Source organism: Vreelandella venusta, from assembly GCF_007989605.1.
Taxonomy (GTDB): Bacteria; Pseudomonadota; Gammaproteobacteria; order Pseudomonadales; family Halomonadaceae; genus Vreelandella; species Vreelandella venusta.
Genome location: NZ_BJUL01000012.1, coordinates 67,093 through 87,021, shown reverse-complemented (window position 1 = coordinate 87,021; position 19,929 = coordinate 67,093). Strand labels below are relative to the sequence as shown.

The following is a 19,929-nucleotide window of genomic DNA, read 5'->3' as shown; positions in this document are numbered from 1 at the left end:
ATATTTAAATGAAAGACACAATTGTTACTTTGCTAGAAGGCGCGATTGACGCGCTTAAGCACCAAGGCGTGCTGCCCGACGATCTACAGCCGACGATTAAAGTTGACCCCACTAAAGATAAAGCGCACGGCGACTACGCCACCAATCTAGCGCTTATGCTGGCGAAGCCAGCAGCGAAGAAGCCGCGCGAGCTAGCCGATCTACTGGTCGCCGCCCTCCCCGCGAGCGATGCCATTCAAAAAACCGAGATTGCTGGCCCCGGTTTTATTAATTTTTTTGCTGCCACAGATGCGGCCGCTCAAATTGTTGCTCAAGTGCTCGATAGCGGCGACGCCTTTGGCCGCAGCCTGATTGGCAAGGGCGAGAAGGTCCAAGTGGAGTTTGTGTCTGCCAACCCGACAGGACCTCTTCATGTTGGCCATGGCCGTGGCGCAGCCATAGGCGATTGCATTTGCCGCCTGCTAGAAGCCACCGGCTACGATGTGACGCGCGAATTTTATTACAACGATGCCGGTGCCCAGATCAAAAATCTGGCGCTTTCTGTTCAAGCTCGCGCCAAGGGCCTTGGGCCAGACGATCCCAGCTGGCCAGAAGACGGCTACCGCGGTGAATACATCGTTGATGTGGCTAATGACTACATGGCCGGCAAAACGGTGGCAGCCGATGACCGTGAAGTCACCGCTAAAGCAGATGCTAATGATCTAGATGCCATTCAGGCCTTCGCTGTCGCTTGGCTACGCCGAGAACAGGATTTAGATCTGAAAGCGTTTGGCGTTGAGTTTGACGTCTACTTCCTTGAGTCATCGCTTTACCAAGACGGCAAAGTAGACGCGACCGTTGAAAAGCTCGTTGCGAATGGCCATACGTACGAAGAAGACGGTGCCATGTGGCTACGCACCACTGACTTTGGCGATGATAAAGACCGCGTGATGCGCAAACGCGAAGGCGGTTACACCTACTTCTTACCGGATGTGGCCTACCACCTGAACAAGTGGCAACGCGGCTTTAAAACCGTGATTAACGAGCAAGGTGCTGACCATCACTCCACGGTTACCCGTGTTCGTGCAGGTTTGCAGGCACTTGAGGTCGGCATTCCAAAAGGCTGGCCCGACTACGTTTTACATCAGATGGTGATGGTGACCCGCTCAGGTGTCGAGGTAAAGCTTTCCAAACGTGCTGGCAGCTATGTCACCGTGCGTGACCTAATTGACGAAGTTGGCCGCGACGCCACTCGCTTCTTCCTGGCCGCACGCCGGGCGGATTCACAGCTTACCTTTGATATCGATTTGGCGCGCTCGCAGTCGAACGATAACCCGGTGTATTACATTCAATACGCCCACGCGCGGGTAGCTAGCATGCTGCGCAAAGCCGAGGATGCTGGCCAGCCATTCAGCCACAGCACTGCTCTAGCTAACCTCGCATTGCTCGATAGCGACCAGGAAAAAGCGGTACTTAATCGCTTGGCGCGCTACCCAGAAGTGGTTGAGAACGCCGCTAAAAATCGCGAGCCCCAGCAGGTTGCTCAGTATCTATTGGACCTTTCAGGTGATTTCCACACCTGCTACAACGCCGTTAAAGTCATGGTTGAAGACGATACCCTGCGTAACACACGCTTAGCTCTTGGCTTAGCCACCAAGCAGGTGCTTCGCAACGGCCTTGACCTTATGGGGGTCAGCGCCCCAGAGGAGATGTAAGCGATGGCCAGCCCAAAAGAGAAGCCCGCCCGCCGAGGAGCCACCTCTCAGCGCAAAGCCAGCAAAAGCTCAGGCGGCGGATTCAAAATCCCTGGTTGGCTTTGGGGGATAGCAGGCTTAGCGGCAGGCTTCTTCCTAGCACAACATCAACATGGCACCGCTCCTTGGCAAGAGCAGGAAGACACGCCCCAAGCAACTGTCTTACCTAAGCCTGCCGACAGCGATGAGCGCAGCGCTGCGCGTCAAACAGAAAACGTCACCGAGCCAGCAATGCCGACGTTTGAGTTCTACACACTGCTGCCAGACACAGAAGTCATCGCTCCAGGCGTGTCGCTGCCATCAACTGTGAATCGCCCTGAAGCAGCAACAACGCAGCAGCAAACAACCGCAAGTAACAGCGCGACAGCAAGTGCAACAACAACGAGCAGTGAAACAACGACAAGCAATGCCAGTGCACGCCAGAACGATGACCCTATTGCTCAGGTGATTGCGGCAAATATGCGCCCTGAAGAGCAAGTGGCCGCGGCCCAGCAAGCACCTGCCAGCAACACGCCTAACCGCTACATGCTACAGGCCGCATCGTTTCGAGAGTTAAGCGATGCCGAGCAGTTGCGTGGCCGCCTGCGCAACTTGAGCCTGCTGGCCCAAGTTAGCGAGGTAAAGGCTAATGGCGATACCTGGCACCGTGTTCAAGTAGGCCCTTACGAAGATACCCGGGAGCTTAACCGCGCCCAAGACTTAATGGCCACACAGGGCATTGAGCCACTGCTGATCCAGCTACAGAACTAATCTAACCACAGACGACGTTAACCAACGGGCTAGGCAGGCTTTTATCGTCATAAGCCCCGTTAAAAAACACTTTATCTAACAGCTTTATTTAGCGGGCGGTTGATTTTTTATCAGCCGCCCGCATTTTGTTGTGAATCGCTTTTTATACGGTCTTTTAAAATGGCCGATCAGTCATCGGGAGCATGTGCCTCCCCCAAGGAGTTATCTCCATGACCACTATTGTATCCGTACGCCGCGGTAATCAGGTTGCCCTTGCAGGCGACGGCCAAGTATCACTAGGCAACACCGTAATGAAAGGCAATGCGAGTAAAGTGCGCCGCCTGTATCGAGGCAAAGTGCTCGCGGGTTTTGCTGGCGGCACCGCCGATGCCTTCACCCTGTTTGAGCGTTTTGAAGCGCAGTTAGAAAAATACCAAGGACACCTCACCAAAGCAGCGGTTGAGTTGGCCAAGGATTGGCGCACCGATCGAGCGCTGCGCCGCCTGGAAGCACTACTGGCTGTAGCTGACCACAGTGCATCACTGATTATCACTGGCAACGGTGATGTGGTTGAGCCTGAACGCGGCATTATTGCTATTGGCTCTGGCGGCAACTTTGCCCAGGCAAGCGCCCGCGCACTATTGGAAAATACCGAGCTTTCTGCTCGTGAAATCACTGAAAAGTCACTCGAAATCGCCGGCGACATCTGCGTATTTACCAATCACCACGTGACGCTCGAAGAGCTGAACATCAACGACCGTTGAGGCCCCTTTTTATGACTCAGATGACACCCCGCGAAATCGTTCACGCCCTGGATCAATACATTATTGGCCAGCAGGATGCCAAGCGCGCTGTGGCCATTGCCCTACGTAACCGCTGGCGGCGCATGCAATTAGACGACGAATTGCGTCCGGAAGTAACGCCCAAAAATATTCTGATGATTGGCCCGACCGGCGTAGGTAAAACTGAAATTGCTCGCCGCCTTGCCAAACTAGCCAGAGCGCCCTTCATCAAGGTCGAGGCGACTAAATTTACCGAAGTAGGCTATGTAGGCCGGGACGTTGAGTCGATTATTCGCGACTTGATGGAAGCTGCCATTAAAATGGTGCGCGAATACGCGAAGGAAGAAGTTGGCCATCGCGCTGAAGATGCTGCTGAAGACCGCGTTCTAGACGCGCTGCTACCCCCGCCCCGCGGCCAGGAAGATAAGCCTCGGGAAGATAGTGGCACGCGTCAAACCTTCCGCAAAAAGCTTCGGGAAGGCCAGCTGGATGATAAAGAGATCGATATCGAAGTTTCCTCCCACGGGCAAGGCATCGACATAATGACGCCGCCGGGCATGGAGGAGATGACCAACCAGCTACAGAGTCTGTTCTCCAACATGGGCCAGCAAAAGCGTGAGCAGCGCCGTGTAACGGTGAAAGAGGCACTGGTTCTACTGCGCGATGAAGAAGCTGGCAAGCTGGTCAATGAAGAAGAGATCAAAGCCCGCGCCGTCGAAGCCGTCGAGCAGCATGGGATTGTCTTCCTGGATGAGATTGACAAAGTTGCCAAAGGGAGCGGCCAGTCTAGCGGCGGCGAAGTCTCCCGCGAAGGCGTTCAGCGAGACCTATTGCCGTTAATCGAAGGTTCTACCGTGTCAACCAAGTACGGCATGGTCAAAACCGATCATATCCTGTTTATTGCTTCGGGCGCTTTCCACCTATCGCGTCCCTCGGACCTTATTCCAGAGCTACAAGGACGCTTGCCGATCCGTGTTGAACTGGACGCGCTGACCCCTGGCGATTTCCAGCGAATTCTCACCGAGCCCTCCGCCTCGCTCACCAAGCAGTATCAAGCACTGCTGGCTACCGAAGGGCTGGATATCGAGTTCACTCCAGACGGTATTGAGCGTATTGCCGAAATTTCCTGGCAAGTCAACGAAGGCACCGAGAATATTGGTGCTCGCCGTTTACATACAGTGCTGGAACGACTGCTTGAAGAAGCCTCCTTCAAAGGCGGCGACATGAATAGCCCGCTGGTCATCGATGCCGATTACGTCAATGCCCAGCTGGGTGAGCTAGCAGTGGACGAAGACCTATCGCGATACATTTTGTAAACGCGCTTATATCGGTATAGCCCGCAGCAGCTTGCCCGCTTTTTACGCACGCAAATGCTGCTGTTCAGGCTGCGCTGCGTCTAACGTCACGCACGAAAACAACATCCCTGTTGCTCGTGCTTGATCGACGTCCTGTCGATCAAACGTTAGCCGTGGCGCTTGCCTTCACGCATTTGCTAAAGCGCAAATAGTCGGTCAATCCGCTTTAGCTCAATATCGTAAGAGGTGACGTCATCAATGAACGCCCCTGTTTCTACGAATGCCCCCACCCCAACGCGGGTTCACTACCATAAGCAGGCTCGCGAGCTAGAGCTCGGCTATGCCACGGGTGAAAGCTATCGGCTACCTGTCGAATTTTTACGGGTCTATTCACCCTCAGCCGAAGTGCGTGGCCACGGCGGCGATACTGCCGTACTACAAGTGGGTAAAAAAGATGTCGGCCTGCAAAACATTACCCAAGCAGGTAATTACGCTCTGAAATTGCACTTTGACGACGGCCACGACAGCGGACTTTACAGCTGGAACTATCTTTATGACTTAGCTCAGCATCAAACAGAGTATTGGCAAAACTACCTACAACGCCTCGAAGAGGCTGGCGCCTCCCGCGAACCAACCGGTATCCAATTCAAACAGCTGTGACGCTTGACCTCAGTTGAAGCGCAGACAAGTTGGGGGTGAGAAGGCTACAATGTCGCTAACCATTTATTGCGACGACCTTTTGGTCGATTATTACCGCCTCGAACCCGGGAGCTAGAGCCCCATGAGCCCCTCTGAAAAACGCACCACCCATTTTGGTTACCAGGAAGTCGCGGTTGACGAGAAAGCGTCTCGTGTTGCCGATGTCTTTCACTCGGTCGCTACGCGCTATGACATCATGAATGACTTGATGTCCATGGGTATCCATCGCATCTGGAAACGCCTTGCGATTGAGCGCGCAGGTGTTCGCCCTGGGCACCATGTGCTGGATATTGCTGGCGGCACTGGCGATTTGACGCTCAAGTTCTCTCGCTTGGTTGGCCCGCGTGGCAAAGTGGTATTGGCCGACATTAACGCCTCCATGCTCAACGTTGGCCGCGACAAACTGATGGACAATGGCGTTGGAGGCAACGTTGAGTTTGTACAAGCCAACGCCGAGTGCCTGCCATTTCCGGACAACAGTTTTGACTGCATTACAATTGCCTTCGGGCTGCGCAACGTCACCGACAAAGACGCTGCGCTGCGCTCTATGACACGCGTGCTAAAGCCTGGCGGACGGTTGCTAGTGCTTGAATTTTCGAAGCCAAATAGCGCCCTGCTGTCAAAAGCCTACGATGAGTACTCCTTCCGCCTGCTGCCTAAAATGGGCGAACTAGTAGCCGGGGACGGTGAGAGTTATCGCTACCTCGCCGAATCTATTCGCATGCATCCCGACCAGGAAACCCTGAAAGGCATGATGGAAACGGCCGGGCTTGATCGGGTCGAATATACCAACCTGACCGGCGGTATCGTTGCCCTTCACCGCGGCATTAAATTATGAATTCACCGACAATGAGGTCAGCATGCTAGTCACCCCGACCCTGTTGCTGGCCGGATGTGAACGCACGTTGAATGCCTTGCTTGCCCGTGATCCAGCCGCGCCTGCGCGCTTATCTGCGTTAGCAGGGAGTCGACTACTGGTAAGGCTTGAAAAGCCTCACCTTCAGCTGGTGCTGCACTACCACCATGCAGGGATTGATCTGCTGCGTGGCGATGATTTAGACGAAACTGACGTCGATGCCATCGTCGAACTCACTCCTGAAACACTCTCTGAGTGGTTAAGTGGTGCCTCCATTGAGCGGCTGATGTTTGACGGCAAGCTTTCTGTGCGCGGCCGCATCCACCTTCTGGAGGCTACCCGTGACCTGCTGTTTGATCTGGATATCGACTGGGAGGGCGAGCTAGCTCGCTGGCTGGGAGATATGCCCGCTCATTCACTGGCCGAAGGCGTCCGACGCGCCGCGCGCTGGGGGCTAAGAGCAAAAGATGAGCTGTTACAAGACGTTTCTGAATACGTATTTGAAGAAGCCCGCATACTCCCCGGCCGCCAGCAGCGCGACGTGCTCCGCGACCACTTGACCGAACTTGAGATCGCCACCGACCGTCTGGAAGCCAAGCTCAATCGCTTGCATAAGCGTTTGACACAGTTAACGACCAGCCAGTCGCCCAACAAGCAACCACACCTTGAGGAGCCGCGCTGATGAGCCTGCGGTTATTAAAAATCTCTTGGATAGTGGCTCGCCATCGCTTAGATACGTTGATACCCGTTGAGCGGCTGCCGTTCTGGCTACGTGCCTTAATGACGCTTTCGCCCCTAAAACTGCTCCCTGTCGGGCAGCGCAGTCGCGGCGAGCGGCTGCGCCTAGCCCTGGAAGCACTGGGGCCGATTTTTATTAAATTTGGCCAAATGCTCTCGACCCGTCGAGACCTACTGCCAGAAGACATCGCCGATGAATTAAAACGGTTACAAGACCAAGTGCCGCCCTTCCCCGGCGAACTAGCCGCTGCACGGGTCGAGAAAGAGCTTGAAATGTCGCTGGTAGAGGCATTTGCCGCCTTTGATCGAGTGCCTTTGGCATCAGCTTCAATTGCCCAGGTGCACGCGGCCACGCTGCATAGCGGTGAAGATGTCGTCGTCAAAATTATTCGCCCCGGCATCGAGCGCATTATGCGCCAAGATATGGCGTTGATGTACCAAATCGCTAAGTTGCTGGGTAAGGTGCCTGACGCAAAACGCTTACGCCCCGTAGAAGTGATTCGTGATTACGAAGCCACCCTATTTGACGAACTTGATCTCTACAAAGAAGCAGCAAACACATCGCAACTTAAGCGTAATTTCAAAGACTCACCGCTGCTGTTTGTACCGACAATTTATTGGTCATACACCCGTCGCCATGTCATGGTTCAGGAGCGTATTCGCGGCGTGCCTGTGGCTGATTTAGACACCCTCAAGGCGCGCGGAACCAACCTTAAGAAGCTAGCTGAACGCGGCGTAGAAATCTTCTTTACCCAGGTCTTCCGAGATAACTTCTTCCATGCCGATATGCACCCCGGCAATATCTTTGTTAATTGCGATGATCCTGAAGACCCACAGTATATCGCCATCGACTGCGGCATCGTGGGGAGCCTTACCCGAGAAGATCAAGACTACCTTGCACGTAACCTACTGGCATTTTTCCATCAAGATTACTACGAAGTAGCCGCGTTACATATTGAGTCCGGTTGGGTAGGCGAAAACACCCGCGCCAACGAGTTCGCAGCCGCGATTCGTACCGTATGCGAACCCATTCTTGAAAAACCGCTCAAAGATATTTCGTTTGGGCAGGTGCTGTTAGGGCTGTTTCAAACGGCACGGCGTTTTAATATGGAAGTACAACCACAGCTAGTATTGTTGCAAAAAACGCTGCTGAACATCGAAGGGCTGGGTCGCCAGCTCTATCCTGATCTAGATCTGTGGAGCACCGCGAAACCATATCTAGAAAAGTGGATGAAACAGCGCGCGGGTATCGGCGGTCTTTGGGAGTCGCTCAAACGCCAAGCGCCAGAGCTTTCTCATCAGTTGCCTGAACTCCCCGTGCTAGCGCATCAAGCGCTAAACCGAATGGAGCATGAGCACCGTCAGCGTCATCAGCAAGCAACGTCAATTGGTGCGGTTCAGCAGCAACTGACGCGCCAGCATAAACGTCATTACCGACTGCGTATCGGGCTTATTTTGCTTGCTATTGCCCTGGCCTGGCAGCCGCTGAGCGGCTGGGCATCGGCTCAAGAGTGGCCTGTTTTAGCAGCGGCGGGCGTCGGCTTATTGCTGCTGCTATGGCAATGAAACAATCAGGCAGTAAGATAAAGCGCCTCAGTGTCGCTTTTGGCGAAAGCACTGACCTTTGGTGACCGCGCGGTGATGATTGATAAAAGGATGCCTATGACTGATTCTACCCAGACGACGCAAGTGCTAGATGCACTCGCAGAGGTCTTAAAGCAGCGTCGACACGCTTGTGCAGAAGATTCTTATGTTGCCTCCTTGCATCATAAGGGTTTGAACAAGATACTCGAAAAAGTCGGCGAAGAGGCGACCGAAACAATTTTGGCTGCTAAAGATGCTGAGCACGGCGGTGAACAGGCGCATCAAGCGGTGATCGCTGAAACCGCCGACCTGTGGTTTCATAGCTTAGTGATGCTGTCGCACCTTGAACTGGATCATCAGCGCGTTTTAGATGAGCTAGCACAGCGGTTTGGTATTTCGGGTCATGAAGAAAAAGCGTCCCGCACACAACGTTAACCTGCACTGATGAGGAAATGCATATGTTAGGTGGTATCAGTATTTGGCAGTTGCTGATTGTTCTAGGCATTATCATCCTAATTTTCGGCACCAAGAAACTGCGTAATGTGGGCACCGATTTAGGCGGTGCAGTCAAAGGCTTTAAAAAGGCCATTAACGAAGAAGAGAAAGACGGCGACAAAAAAGATGCTGACCAATCTCAGGCGAAAGTCAGCCACGAAGAGACTGGCAACACCTACGATGTTCAAGCAGAAGAGAAGCGTGCCGCCGAAGAACGCCCCACAGAACGTAACGAAGAGCGCAAATAACCCATGCTGGATATCGGCTTTCTTGAACTGATGCTGATTGGTATCGTCGGGCTTCTGGTGCTTGGCCCAGAGCGCCTGCCTAGAGCCGCTCGCACAACAGGTATGTGGATTGGCAAAATCAAGCGTACGGTATCCGGTATGCAGCGCGAAATCAGCGCTCAGTTGGAAGCAGAGGAGCTGCGTCAAAAGCTCAACGAGCAGCAGAAAAAGCTCGATGACAGTCTCAAAAAAGCCAAGCAGGATGTTGAGAGCATTGCCGACGCACCCTCTTCTTCCAGCTCTTCAAGCTCATCGACACAAGCGGCCCAAAATGACACCGAGCAGCGGGTTGCCAACGCGAGTGCTCGGTTAGACGACGCCCTGCAAACGGTACGCGAAGACACGCCAGCAGCCTCTTCCCCAACGCCTCATCAACCTGCTACCGATGAACTGCGCGCGGTGAACCCTAGCGGCAAGCATGAACCTAGCAAGGCAAATGCTGAGCAGGCGGATGTGGAGCATGATGCCGCTATTCAAAAGGCGGATCTTACAAAGGATAGTAATCACCAATGAGCATGTCTGGCGATTCCCAGGAGCCACATAAAGACCAAAGCCAAGCGCCTCTTATTGAGCACCTGATCGAGTTACGCTCGCGGCTTATGAAAGCGGTCGTAGTGGTATTAGTCGTGTTTCTTGGCCTTTATGCCTTTGCTAATGACATCTACAGCTTTGTAGCCGAACCATTAATGGCCCTGTTGCCAGAAGGTTCACAGATGATCGCCACCGAGGTGGCCTCGCCCTTCTTAGCCCCCTTTAAACTAACCCTGGTAGTCGCTGTCTTTATCGCTATCCCCTTCGTACTGCACCAAGCATGGGCGTTTGTAGCACCTGGACTTTACGATAACGAAAAAGCGCTGGCGATCCCGATTCTGGTCTCCAGCATAGCGCTATTTTACGCTGGAGCGGCCTTTGCTTATTACGTGGTCTTTCCGCTGCTATTTGAGTTTTTCACCCAAACCGGGCCGGAAAATGTGGCGGTAATGACCGACATTAATCAGTATTTGAACTTTGTACTTAAACTGTTTTTCGCCTTTGGTGTTGCGTTTGAAATCCCCATCGCAACATTTCTGCTGATACTGTCTGGCGCAACCACGGTCGAAAGCCTTTCTAAAAAGCGCCCCTACGTTATTTTAGGCTGCTTTGTGGTGGGCATGCTGCTTACTCCTCCCGACGTTATTTCTCAAAGCCTGTTAGCGATACCGATGTATCTACTTTATGAGGTGGGCCTACTGTTTGGCCGATTGGTACGCCGTAAGGCCAAGGCGGATGACGCTGAGGAACAAGAGACCTAAAAGCACTGTTAACGGCGCTGCACTGCTTAAAAAAAGCCTCTGCCATTGAAACATGGCAGAGGCTTTTTGCTCTTCATACGAGAGGCTGTTTGCCTTTAATACGAATAGCCGATTACCGAGAAAATATTAGCCCATCATTTCATCAATGCGGTCGACCAACTTAAAGATACCTGTGGCGGCCTCACTGATACGGGTCGCCAGCATATAAGCAGGCGTGGTTACCACCCGGTGCTCATGATCCACCACAATATCTTCTACGCCACAGCTGCGGTGCAGGCCACCCATCGCACTAATGGCACCAGAAACACCGGGATCATGACCAATCGTCACGGCCACCCCTTCGCCAAGTAGGCGCGGGACCAAAACAGGAGCAATACACATCAGGCCAATGGGTTTTGCCTCTTCTTTAAAGCCTACCAGCGCCTCTTTGACACTCTCAAGTACCTGCATACTGTCGCTCTTGTCGGCAAAATCAGACAGGTTTTTAGCGACACCAAAGCCACCAGGAACAATAACCGCATCAAAGTCGTCAGCATCTAGCTCCGTAATCGGGCTAATATCACCACGGGCAAGACGCGCCGACTCCTGTAACACATTGCGCTGCTCGCCCTCGACAGGCTCTTGAGTTAAGTGGTTAATCACGTGGTGCTGAGCGACATCCGGCGCAAAGCAGCGATAGCCAATCCCTAACTGATCAAGGCGCAGCAGCGTTAGCGTTGTTTCATAGATTTCTGAACCATCAAAAACGCCGCAGCCTGCTAATACGATTGCTACCTGTTTGGTCATGCTTATCTCCTTGTTGTAGCGCTTATTATCGCTGTTAAATCGTCGCCACTTAGCGTCGCTGAGTGACTCACTTTAGTCAGTCTATAAAGCCACTACAAGCCAGCTATCACAAGCCCGCTTTCGCTGCAGTGCAAGACTGATATACTCACGTTAGGCCTTTTAAGGCATCCACTATTCGATTGACTATGCGATTGTTTGGAGAAAGCCGTTGAACACCTCTGCTCCCCGCCATTTCCCTGCTACTCGACTTCGCCGTATGCGTCGCGACGATTTCTCCCGTCGCTTAATGCAGGAGTCAACGCTAACACCCAGCGATTTAATTTTGCCGGTTTTTGTACTGGAAGGCGAAAATCAACGCGAAGCGATTGCCTCAATGCCCGGTGTTGAACGCCTTTCCATCGACCTGCTGATTGAGCAGGCACGTGAGGCCTATGCGCTGGGTATTCCCGCCCTGGCGCTCTTCCCAGTTATCGATACTGAGCAAAAAAGCGAGTTGGCGGAAGAGGCTTACAACGCTAACGGTCTTGTCCAGCGAAGTGTACGGGCGCTAAAAGAAGCGCTACCCGAACTTGGCATTATTACCGATGTCGCCCTTGACCCCTATACGAGTCATGGTCAGGACGGCATTCTTGATGAGCATGGCTATGTGCAGAATGACCGCACAGTAGATACGCTACTCAAGCAAGCGCTCTCACACGCCGAAGCAGGCGCCGATGTCGTAGCACCTTCCGATATGATGGATGGTCGCATCGGCGCCATCCGCCAAGTGTTAGAACAGGAACACCTGCATAATGTGCGCATTATGGCGTATAGCGCTAAGTACGCCTCTAAGTATTACGGTCCCTTCCGTGATGCGGTCGGGTCTGCCGCCAATCTTGGCAAAGCAGATAAACGCACCTATCAGATGGACCCCGCCAATAGCGATGAAGCGCTGCATGAAGTGGCTATGGATATCGCCGAAGGCGCCGATATGGTGATGGTGAAACCCGGCATGCCTTACTTGGATATCGTACGCCGTGTAAAAAGCGAACTCCAAGTACCGACATTCGCTTATCAAGTTAGCGGTGAATACGCTATGCATCGCGCCGCGTTCGATAACGGTTGGCTTGAGGCCGAACCGGTGATTCTTGAGTCACTAATGTGCTTCAAGCGCGCAGGTGCCGATGGAATTTTAAGCTATTTCGCGTTAGAAGCAGCACGCTTGTTACAGCGCTAGTTTAATAGGTCAGTCCTTAAAGATGACAAACCAGTGACACTTGTTTGTCATCTTTCCCCGGCATACTGCTCCCAACAGTCGTAATCACGCTATGATGAGTATGAACCACTACTGGGGGCAACCATGGACGATCAATCAGCAGATTCCACGCCAGCATTCTCTAGCGAGTCAACAAACGCTACACACGAAACGGTAACTGGCGAGGGAGAGGCTTTGCCATTGCGCATCAATCGTACCCCCACCGGAGTTCACGCGAAAGAGTCTCATTTGGAGGCGGATCTTGACGACCCGCAGCTCTACTTCAATCGCGAGCTTTCTCATCTGCAGTTCAATATCCGAGTGCTTGAACAAGCCTTGGACGATGCGCATCCGCTACTTAACCGGCTGATGTTTCTGCTGATCTTTTCATCCAACATGGATGAGTTTTTTGAGATAAGAGTCGCCGGGCTTAAACACCAAATGGCATTAGGCGACGACACTACCGCCGCCGACGGCCGCTTGCCCAAGGCGGTGCTGGCAGAAATCTCGGATATCGCGCATCAGCAAATTGCTCGTCAATATCAAATATTGAATGAGACGCTACTGCCCGCGCTGGAAGCTCAGGGGCTACGCTTTCGTCGGCGCGATCAGTGGACCGACGAGCAAAAAGCCTGGGTTAAAGATTTCTTTGATAACGAGATCATGCCGGTCATCAGCCCCATTGGCTTAGACCCCTCCCATCCGTTCCCGCGTTTAGTTAATAAAAGCCTAAACTTCATTGTGGAACTCGAGGGAAAAGACGCCTTTGGTCGGGCTGGTGGTATGGCAATACTGCCCGCTCCCCGCTCATTGCCTCGCTTAATGGCACTGCCTAAAGCGCTATGTGCAGAAGGCTTCTCCGAATATATTTTCTTATCGTCAATGATTCACGCACATGCAGAGGAACTCTTCCCCGGCATGCGTGTGCGTGGTTGTTATCAGTTCCGGCTGACCCGTAATGCCGATATGACCGTCGATCCTGAAGAGGTCTCAGATTTGGCCTCAGCGCTACGCGGCGAGCTATTAGCCCGCCGTTATGGCAGCGGTGTGCGCCTTGAAGTCGCTGATAACTGTCCTGATGACTTGACCAGTTTCTTACTGCGCCAGTTTGAGCTAGAAAGCAGCGACTTATACCGTGTTCAAGGGCCGGTAAACTTGACCCGCATGATGGCGGTTCTCGGCGACGTTGACCGACCAGAGCTGCTCTATCGGCCCTATTCACCTAGCGTGCCAAAAGTATTAAAAGGCGGTAGCCTGTTCAGCGCTATTGCCAAAAGCGATATTCTGCTTCACCACCCGTTCCAGTCCTTTTCACCTATCGAAGACCTACTGCGCGAGGCCGCCCGCGATCCAGACGTACTGGCAATCAAGCAGACGCTGTACCGCACCGGTGCAGACTCTACGATAGTGAGTGCTCTGGTCGATGCCGCCAGCCAAGGTAAAGAAGTCACCGTTGTTATCGAGCTACGGGCGCGCTTTGATGAGGCCGACAATCTTCAGTTAGCATCACGCCTGCAGGAAGCCGGCGCCATCGTGATTTACGGCATCATGGCCTATAAAACCCACGCCAAGATGCTGCATATCGTGCGACGCGAGAAGGGCGAGTTGCGCCACTACGCACATTTAGGCACTGGCAACTACCACTCTAAAACCGCCAAGCTATATACCGATTATAGCCTGCTGACTGCTAATACTGCGCTATGCGCGGACGTGCACAAAGTGTTTCAGCAGCTTTCTGGCATGGGCCGCGCGCGCAAGATCGACACCCTACTTCACGCCCCCTTTACGCTTCACGAGCGCCTAGTCGAAATGATTGATCGTGAAGCGCAGGTAGCGCTAAAAGGTAAGCGTGGCCATATCATTATTAAGTGCAATTCGCTAACAGAGCCCAAGCTTATCAAAGCGCTTTATCGCGCCTCGCAAGCAGGCGTAGAGTGCGACCTGATCATTCGTGGCATGTGCTGTTTGAAACCCGGTATCGAGGGTGTTTCAGAGAATATCCGTGTTCGGTCGATTATTGGGCGCTTTTTAGAACATACCCGTGTTTTCCACTTCCACAATGACGGCAAGCCAGAAACATGGTGTTCAAGTGCTGATTTTATGTCACGCAATATGTTCCATCGCGTAGAAACCTGCTTTCCGCTATTGGATAAAAAGCTTGCCACCCGAGTACGTAAAGATTTGGAGACCTACCTGGTCGATAACTGTCAAAGCTGGCTTCTACAAAGCGACGGTAGCTATCAACTGCAGAGCCCTGGCAATGGCGACCCGATCAGTGCCCAGGAAACACTGCTCTATGCCTACGCTTCAAAAAGCTAGCCATCACCGCTAGAGAAACAATAAGCCCCGCTGTCTGTTGCAGCGGGGCTTAAATGACAAGTACCTGTGTTTAGAAGTACTTATATTTAGAAGCACCTATATTTATAAGTACCTATGTTCAGAAGTGCCTATATTTATAAGCACCTATGTTCAGAATTAACTTTTATCACCCTTACTTGTCTAGTGGGTAATCAGCTAATTACCCGTAACGCTGACGCAGTTGATTCGCCGCTTCCACCATATTCGCCAATGCAGGCTCTACTTCTGCCCAGCCACGAGTTTTCAGACCACAATCAGGATTCACCCACAGCCGATCGGCAGGGATTTTCTCTAGCGCTTTTTCCATCAACGCCACCATCCAGGCAACATCCGGAATATTGGGCGTGTGGATATCATAAACCCCTGGCCCAATTTCGTTCGGGTATGCAAAATCCTGGAAAGCGTCCAGCAGCTCCATATCGGAGCGAGACGTTTCAATAGTAATCACATCCGCGTCTAGTGCAGCAATGGCACCAATGATGTCGTTAAATTCCGAATAGCACATATGGGTATGAATTTGGGTGCTATCCTTAACGCCAGCAGCGCTTAGCTGGAAGCTTTCTACCGCCCAATCTAAATAGTCTTGCCACTCGTGCTGGCGCAGCGGTAAACCTTCACGTAACGCAGGCTCGTCAATTTGAATAATTTGAATACCGGCTTTTTCCAAATCCAGCACTTCGTCACGCAGCGCTAGGGCGATCTGGCGACAGGTGGTTGCGCGAGGTTGGTCATCACGCACAAACGACCATTGCAAAATCGTCACGGGCCCTGTCAACATGCCTTTCATGGGCTTATCAGTAAGCGATTGGGCATATTCGCTCCACTTCACCGTCATTGGCACCAGTCGGGTGACATCACCAAAAATAATCGGTGGTTTCACGCAACGGGAGCCATAACTTTGTACCCAGCCAAAGCGCGTAAAGGCAAACCCCTCTAACTGTTCACCAAAGTACTCCACCATGTCATTACGTTCAGCCTCACCATGGACAGGCACATCCAGTCCTAGTGCTTCCTGGCGCTCTACGACGAAAGCAATTTCTTCCCGCATACGGCCTTCATAATCCGTTTGGCTCAGTTCACCGGCTTTAAATGCTCGACGGGCAGAGCGTATCTCACCCGTTTGCGGAAAAGAACCAATGGTGGTGGTGGCAAACAGCGGCAATGCAAGTGCTCTGCGCTGTGCCGCTGCGCGGGCAGCATAAGGCGACTGACGTTGGCTATCTTGAGCCGTTATTGCAGCTAGACGTGAGCTAACAGCAGGCTGATGAATTCGCGTTGACTCACGACGCTGATCCAAAGCATGGGTTGCCTCGCTCACCCGCTGTTCATCAACAGGCGTTGTGCGGTTATCAATGAGCCGAGTAAGGGTCACCACCTCATCTAGCTTTTGGCGTGCAAATGCTAGCCAGCCGACCAGCTCGCTATCCAGCTCGGTTTCTTGGGACAAGTCTACCGGTACGTGTAGCAATGAGCAGCTGGGCGCCAGCCATAGCCGCTGGCCTAAACGCACTTTTAAAGGCAGCAAACGCTCACGTAGGGCTGCCAAATCAGCACGCCAAATATTGCGGCCATCAACTAAGCCAATTGAGAGCACTTGATGAGGGCCTAGTCGATCAATCACGCTCTCTACCTGACCCGGCGCACGCACAGCATCAATATGCAAGCCAGCTACTGGCAGGCGAGTGGCTAGCGAAAGATTATCACCCAGCGCACCAAAATAACTGGCAACGAGTAGCTTCAGCGGCGCCGATTGCAGACGATGATAGGCGCGCTCATACGCTTGCTGCCATGCCAACGGCAGGTCTTGTACCAAGGCAGGTTCATCAAGCTGCACCCACTCGATACCTTGAGTGGCTAAGCGTGCCAGAATCTCGCTATACACATCCAGTACGCTGTCCAGCAGGCTCAGCCGGTCAAAATCGCTACCTTTGGTTTTACCCAACCATAGCCAAGTAAGCGGGCCGGTTAGCGTTACTTTAGGCGTAAAGCCTGCCTGTAAGGCTTCATCTACTTCATTAAATAAGCGCTCAGACGCTAGCGTAAACGACTGCCCCTTATGCAGTTCAGGTACTAAGTAGTGGTAGTTGGTATCAAAGTACTTGGTCATTTCGCAAGCAGCTGCGGGCGTGCCGCTAGGGGCACGGCCACGAGCCATGCGAAACACAGTATCCAAATCGACATTGCCTGCGCTAACCTCATGCTGAGCATTGAAGCGTGCGGGCACCGCTCCTAGCATGACGGAAACATTAAGTACTTGGTCGTAAAATGCAAAATCGCCAACACTGATAAAATCGAGGCCAGCGTTTTGCTGGATCTGCCAATGCGAAAGTCTAAGCGCTTGCCCTGTTGCTTCAAGGTCTTCCCGCGATATATCTCCTTTCCAGTAGGCTTCGGTGGCTTTTTTAAGTTCGCGCTGAGCGCCAATTCGGGGATAGCCGAGAATATGAGAAACTGTCATGATGAAACCTTCCAACGTGAATGATTTCGCACAGTCTGCTCACCCCAAAAAAATGAATCAAACTAAAGTTTTTAATAGAAAACATGAAAAATACTCACAATGATTGAATTACGTCACCTGCGCACGCTGCTCGCCCTCCGGGAAACCGGCTCTCTCGTGGAGGCTGCTGATCGGGTTCACCTAACACAGTCGGCGCTTTCTCATCAGCTAAAAGACTTGGAAGGTCGCGTTGACAGTGCGCTGTTTGTACGTAAAACGCGTCCCGTAGAATTCACAAGAGCGGGGCTTCGCCTTTTAGCCCTAGCGGATGAGATATTGCCCGAGGTGCGTAAAGCTGAACGCGACCTTGCTCGCTTGGCAGGTACCGAGCAGGGGCGATTACACATGGCTATCGAGTGCCACAGCTGTTTTCAGTGGCTGATGCCAACGGTGGATTATTTTCGCGACCATTGGCCAGAGGTGGAGATCGATATTCCCAGTGGCCACCACTTTGACCCATTGCCTGCCCTTGCTAGAGAGCAGTTAGACTTGGTGATTACCGCCGATCCCCAGCCACTGGAAGGGGTTCACTACGCGCCACTATTTCGTTATGAGGGACTGCTGGCGGTTGCTCGACAGCATGCTTTTGCTGGCCGTCCGTTTATCGAACCACAAGCGTTAGCCGAGGAGACACTGATCACCTATCCGGTCGAGCACTCTCGGCTGGACGTGTTTACCCAGTTTTTGTCTCCCGCCAATGTGCGACCACAGGAAATCCGCACCGCAGAGCTCACCATCATGATGATGCAGCTTGTTGCCAGCGGTAGAGGCGTCTGCGCGCTACCCAACTGGGCGCTCACCGAGTATTTAGAGCGGGATTACGTTAGCGCCGTAAAACTGGGCGAGAATGGTATTTGGAGCACGCTTTATGCAGCCATTCGCGAAGAAAATAGAGAAGCGCCTTGGATGCAGGATTTTTTGCGCACCGCTAAAGAGACGTCATTTGCGGTGCTATCAGGGATTAAACCGGCAACTCGCGACGAGGAATCAGCAGCGTAAAGCGCGCACCGCCCAGTGTAGGGCTGGTATCCACAGTGACGCTACCGCCATGGCCTGCCATAATTTTTTGCACAATGGATAAGCCAAGCCCGTAGCCCCCAGAGCTACGGGCACGACTGTCATCAAGCCTGGCAAACGGCTTGAAGATATCGCTACGCGCCTCGGGTGGTATGCCAGGCCCATCATCCTCAATATCAATCCGTACAAGGTGAGGCTCATCCCATAGGCGAATCACTACTTGCGACTTGCCATAGCGACAGGCGTTGCTGACAAGGTTCTGCAGCGCTCGTTGTAAATAGCGGGGTTCGGCGTACAGCTCAACTTCAGCACTACCATCCAGCGTTAACGATAAGCTTTGGTGCAACGGTGACAGCGTGTCGATGACTCGCTCAGCCATTGCCCGGCATTCAACCAATGCCATCTCTAATTCAACGCCATTGATCGACTCTCCCCCCAAACGGGCATAGGTGAGAATTTCGTCTACCAATTCGTCTAGCTCGGAAATATCAGCATCGATCCCCTGAAGCTGACGACGAATCGCTGGTTGGTCGGTCATATCTTCGACCATTTGCACTGCAAACCGTATACGAGCCACCGGCGTGCGTAATTCATGAGAGACCGCGCGAATCATTTCTTGCTGACCTCTTAGCAAACTCTGAACTTGATTCGCCATCCCATTGAATGCCATGCCCAGACGGCCTAAAAAGTCTCCGCTTTCCACCTTTACCCGGGTTTCTAAGCGCCCGCTGGCGATTCTAGTCGCGGCAAGCTCCAAACGCGCCATACGCGCTTCAATGCTGCGCATAATTAAATAAATAATTAGGCTCAGCACCACCATTAACCCCACCAGTAAAGGCAGGTGCAAATTGGCTGGCAGCGTATCGCCACGCGAGGTAGGCCCCGCTTGTAACCATTGATTATCATCCGGCAGCCGATAAAGCAGCATCAGTGAGAGCTTATCCGACACCAGCCGAGTCAACACGCCTCCCTGGGCGAGTTGAAACTGCTGTTCTGGAGTAAGGTCAGAAGGCGGCGCAGAAAGCAAAACAAGTGGCCAACTACCCGCGTCTAGCGAGGCGATGGCGTCAGCCCTCGCCTCATGAGGCATACTAGCAAGCCACCCCCCGAGTAGTATCATGCTGCCCTGCCACTGACGCTCGCTCCAGGCGGCAAATGTTGCCTCCAGCAGCCACTCATCGTTAGGTATACGTTGCCGTAACCGCCAAGGATCTTCAGCAACTAATACCGTGCCTCGCTCGACGCGAGCTTGCTCAAAATAGTTAAGCCCTACACTCTCAATACGCTTAAGTGAGAGCTGCATCCCCAGCTGTTCCGAGAAGCGGGCAAGCAGGCTTTCTCTTCCCGCCAACGGACTTGATGCTAACTGCTGTGTCATTAATGACATCGGCAATGCGGCAAGCTGTTCACGATAATCTTCGCGACGAATCTGCTCAATAAAAGAGCGCCCGCCCAATGCAATAAAGAATACTACGCACAGTGCAAGCCCCAGCAGAAGATAAAACCTTAAGAAAGAACCGTGGCCCAGCACTCGCCGCATGCGGTTA

18 protein-coding genes are annotated in these 19,929 nt (G+C 52.8%); 15 read left to right on the top strand and 3 right to left on the bottom strand.

Features of this window, described 5'->3' with window-relative positions; genetic code table 11:
• Positions 1-8: 8 nt before the first annotated feature.
• The 12 genes from argS to tatC all read left to right on the top strand — a co-directional run bounded on the left by argS (position 9) and on the right by tatC (position 10,490).
• A complete protein-coding gene (gene argS / locus HVE01_RS14185) occupies positions 9-1,694 on the top strand; it encodes an arginine--tRNA ligase (protein WP_125751374.1) in 1,686 nt (561 codons plus the stop codon).
• A 3-nt stretch (positions 1,695-1,697) separates the two neighbouring features.
• Positions 1,698-2,483 carry an SPOR domain-containing protein gene (locus HVE01_RS14180; RefSeq protein WP_125751376.1) on the top strand — a complete coding sequence of 262 codons (786 nt, stop codon included), beginning with the start codon at positions 1,698-1,700 and terminating at the stop codon, positions 2,481-2,483.
• A 209-nt stretch (positions 2,484-2,692) separates the two neighbouring features.
• Complete coding sequence (gene hslV, locus HVE01_RS14175; RefSeq protein WP_009724832.1) at positions 2,693-3,226, top strand: ATP-dependent protease subunit HslV; 534 nt, start codon at positions 2,693-2,695, stop codon at positions 3,224-3,226.
• Positions 3,227-3,237: 11 nt separating this feature from the next.
• Positions 3,238-4,560 carry an ATP-dependent protease ATPase subunit HslU gene (gene hslU, locus HVE01_RS14170; RefSeq protein WP_146944842.1) on the top strand — a complete coding sequence of 441 codons (1,323 nt, stop codon included), beginning with the start codon at positions 3,238-3,240 and terminating at the stop codon, positions 4,558-4,560.
• A 237-nt stretch (positions 4,561-4,797) separates the two neighbouring features.
• A complete protein-coding gene (locus HVE01_RS14165) occupies positions 4,798-5,199 on the top strand; it encodes a gamma-butyrobetaine hydroxylase family protein (RefSeq protein WP_146944840.1) in 402 nt (133 codons plus the stop codon).
• A gap of 121 nt (positions 5,200-5,320) precedes the next feature.
• Entirely contained in the window at positions 5,321-6,076 is a 756-nt protein-coding gene (gene ubiE / locus HVE01_RS14160) for a bifunctional demethylmenaquinone methyltransferase/2-methoxy-6-polyprenyl-1,4-benzoquinol methylase UbiE (RefSeq protein ID WP_125751384.1), read from the top strand.
• 22 nt (positions 6,077-6,098) lie between these two features.
• Positions 6,099-6,776 (top strand): ubiquinone biosynthesis accessory factor UbiJ, encoded by a 678-nt coding sequence (locus HVE01_RS14155; RefSeq protein ID WP_146944838.1) that lies wholly within the window; start codon positions 6,099-6,101, stop codon positions 6,774-6,776.
• On the top strand, positions 6,776-8,398 hold the full coding sequence (ubiB, locus tag HVE01_RS14150) for a ubiquinone biosynthesis regulatory protein kinase UbiB (protein WP_125751390.1): 1,623 nt from the start codon (positions 6,776-6,778) through the stop codon (positions 8,396-8,398). Before HVE01_RS14155 ends, ubiB begins: the two co-directional genes overlap by 1 nt.
• Positions 8,399-8,494: 96 nt before the next feature.
• A complete protein-coding gene (locus tag HVE01_RS14145; protein ID WP_146944836.1) occupies positions 8,495-8,851 on the top strand; it encodes a phosphoribosyl-ATP diphosphatase in 357 nt (118 codons plus the stop codon).
• 23 nt (positions 8,852-8,874) lie between these two features.
• Positions 8,875-9,159, top strand: coding sequence for a Sec-independent protein translocase subunit TatA (gene tatA, locus HVE01_RS14140; RefSeq protein ID WP_125751410.1), 285 nt, complete (start codon positions 8,875-8,877; stop codon positions 9,157-9,159).
• Between the two features lie 3 nt (positions 9,160-9,162).
• Positions 9,163-9,711, top strand: a complete 549-nt coding sequence (gene tatB, locus HVE01_RS14135) for a Sec-independent protein translocase protein TatB (protein WP_146944834.1) — start codon at positions 9,163-9,165, stop codon at positions 9,709-9,711.
• Positions 9,708-10,490 (top strand): twin-arginine translocase subunit TatC, encoded by a 783-nt coding sequence (gene tatC / locus HVE01_RS14130; protein ID WP_125751416.1) that lies wholly within the window; start codon positions 9,708-9,710, stop codon positions 10,488-10,490. The genes tatB and tatC overlap by 4 nt, the downstream gene beginning before the upstream one ends.
• A gap of 126 nt (positions 10,491-10,616) precedes the next feature.
• Here tatC and elbB read toward each other — a convergent pair whose 3' ends face one another.
• Complete coding sequence (elbB, locus tag HVE01_RS14125) at positions 10,617-11,276, bottom strand: isoprenoid biosynthesis glyoxalase ElbB (RefSeq protein WP_125751419.1); 660 nt, start codon at positions 11,274-11,276, stop codon at positions 10,617-10,619.
• Between the two features lie 208 nt (positions 11,277-11,484).
• On the opposite strand from elbB, the gene hemB reads away from it, so the two are divergent.
• A complete protein-coding gene (gene hemB / locus HVE01_RS14120) occupies positions 11,485-12,492 on the top strand; it encodes a porphobilinogen synthase (protein WP_125751422.1) in 1,008 nt (335 codons plus the stop codon).
• Between the two features lie 123 nt (positions 12,493-12,615).
• Positions 12,616-14,829 carry a polyphosphate kinase 1 gene (gene ppk1, locus HVE01_RS14115; RefSeq protein WP_146944832.1) on the top strand — a complete coding sequence of 738 codons (2,214 nt, stop codon included), beginning with the start codon at positions 12,616-12,618 and terminating at the stop codon, positions 14,827-14,829.
• Positions 14,830-15,028: 199 nt separating this feature from the next.
• Here ppk1 and metE read toward each other — a convergent pair whose 3' ends face one another.
• On the bottom strand, positions 15,029-17,326 hold the full coding sequence (gene metE, locus HVE01_RS14110; protein ID WP_146944830.1) for a 5-methyltetrahydropteroyltriglutamate--homocysteine S-methyltransferase: 2,298 nt from the start codon (positions 17,324-17,326) through the stop codon (positions 15,029-15,031).
• 99 nt (positions 17,327-17,425) lie between these two features.
• On the opposite strand from metE, the gene HVE01_RS14105 reads away from it, so the two are divergent.
• A complete protein-coding gene (locus HVE01_RS14105; protein WP_125751431.1) occupies positions 17,426-18,364 on the top strand; it encodes a LysR family transcriptional regulator in 939 nt (312 codons plus the stop codon).
• Here the strand turns inward: HVE01_RS14105 and HVE01_RS14100 are convergent.
• Entirely contained in the window at positions 18,327-19,922 is a 1,596-nt protein-coding gene (locus tag HVE01_RS14100; protein WP_146944828.1) for an ATP-binding protein, read from the bottom strand. The genes HVE01_RS14105 and HVE01_RS14100 overlap by 38 nt on opposite strands.
• Positions 19,923-19,929: the final 7 nt, after the last annotated feature.

Coding starts and splice junctions, on each gene's coding strand:
- argS (WP_125751374.1), top strand. CDS start 9: ATGAAAGACACAATTGTTACTTTGCTAGAAGGCGCGATTGACGCGCTT.
- HVE01_RS14180 (WP_125751376.1), top strand. CDS start 1,698: ATGGCCAGCCCAAAAGAGAAGCCCGCCCGCCGAGGAGCCACCTCTCAG.
- hslV (WP_009724832.1), top strand. CDS start 2,693: ATGACCACTATTGTATCCGTACGCCGCGGTAATCAGGTTGCCCTTGCA.
- hslU (WP_146944842.1), top strand. CDS start 3,238: ATGACTCAGATGACACCCCGCGAAATCGTTCACGCCCTGGATCAATAC.
- HVE01_RS14165 (WP_146944840.1), top strand. CDS start 4,798: ATGAACGCCCCTGTTTCTACGAATGCCCCCACCCCAACGCGGGTTCAC.
- ubiE (WP_125751384.1), top strand. CDS start 5,321: ATGAGCCCCTCTGAAAAACGCACCACCCATTTTGGTTACCAGGAAGTC.
- HVE01_RS14155 (WP_146944838.1), top strand. CDS start 6,099: ATGCTAGTCACCCCGACCCTGTTGCTGGCCGGATGTGAACGCACGTTG.
- ubiB (WP_125751390.1), top strand. CDS start 6,776: ATGAGCCTGCGGTTATTAAAAATCTCTTGGATAGTGGCTCGCCATCGC.
- HVE01_RS14145 (WP_146944836.1), top strand. CDS start 8,495: ATGACTGATTCTACCCAGACGACGCAAGTGCTAGATGCACTCGCAGAG.
- tatA (WP_125751410.1), top strand. CDS start 8,875: ATGTTAGGTGGTATCAGTATTTGGCAGTTGCTGATTGTTCTAGGCATT.
- tatB (WP_146944834.1), top strand. CDS start 9,163: ATGCTGGATATCGGCTTTCTTGAACTGATGCTGATTGGTATCGTCGGG.
- tatC (WP_125751416.1), top strand. CDS start 9,708: ATGAGCATGTCTGGCGATTCCCAGGAGCCACATAAAGACCAAAGCCAA.
- elbB (WP_125751419.1), bottom strand. CDS start 11,276: ATGACCAAACAGGTAGCAATCGTATTAGCAGGCTGCGGCGTTTTTGAT.
- ppk1 (WP_146944832.1), top strand. CDS start 12,616: ATGGACGATCAATCAGCAGATTCCACGCCAGCATTCTCTAGCGAGTCA.
- metE (WP_146944830.1), bottom strand. CDS start 17,326: ATGACAGTTTCTCATATTCTCGGCTATCCCCGAATTGGCGCTCAGCGC.
- HVE01_RS14105 (WP_125751431.1), top strand. CDS start 17,426: ATGATTGAATTACGTCACCTGCGCACGCTGCTCGCCCTCCGGGAAACC.
- HVE01_RS14100 (WP_146944828.1), bottom strand. CDS start 19,922: ATGCGGCGAGTGCTGGGCCACGGTTCTTTCTTAAGGTTTTATCTTCTG.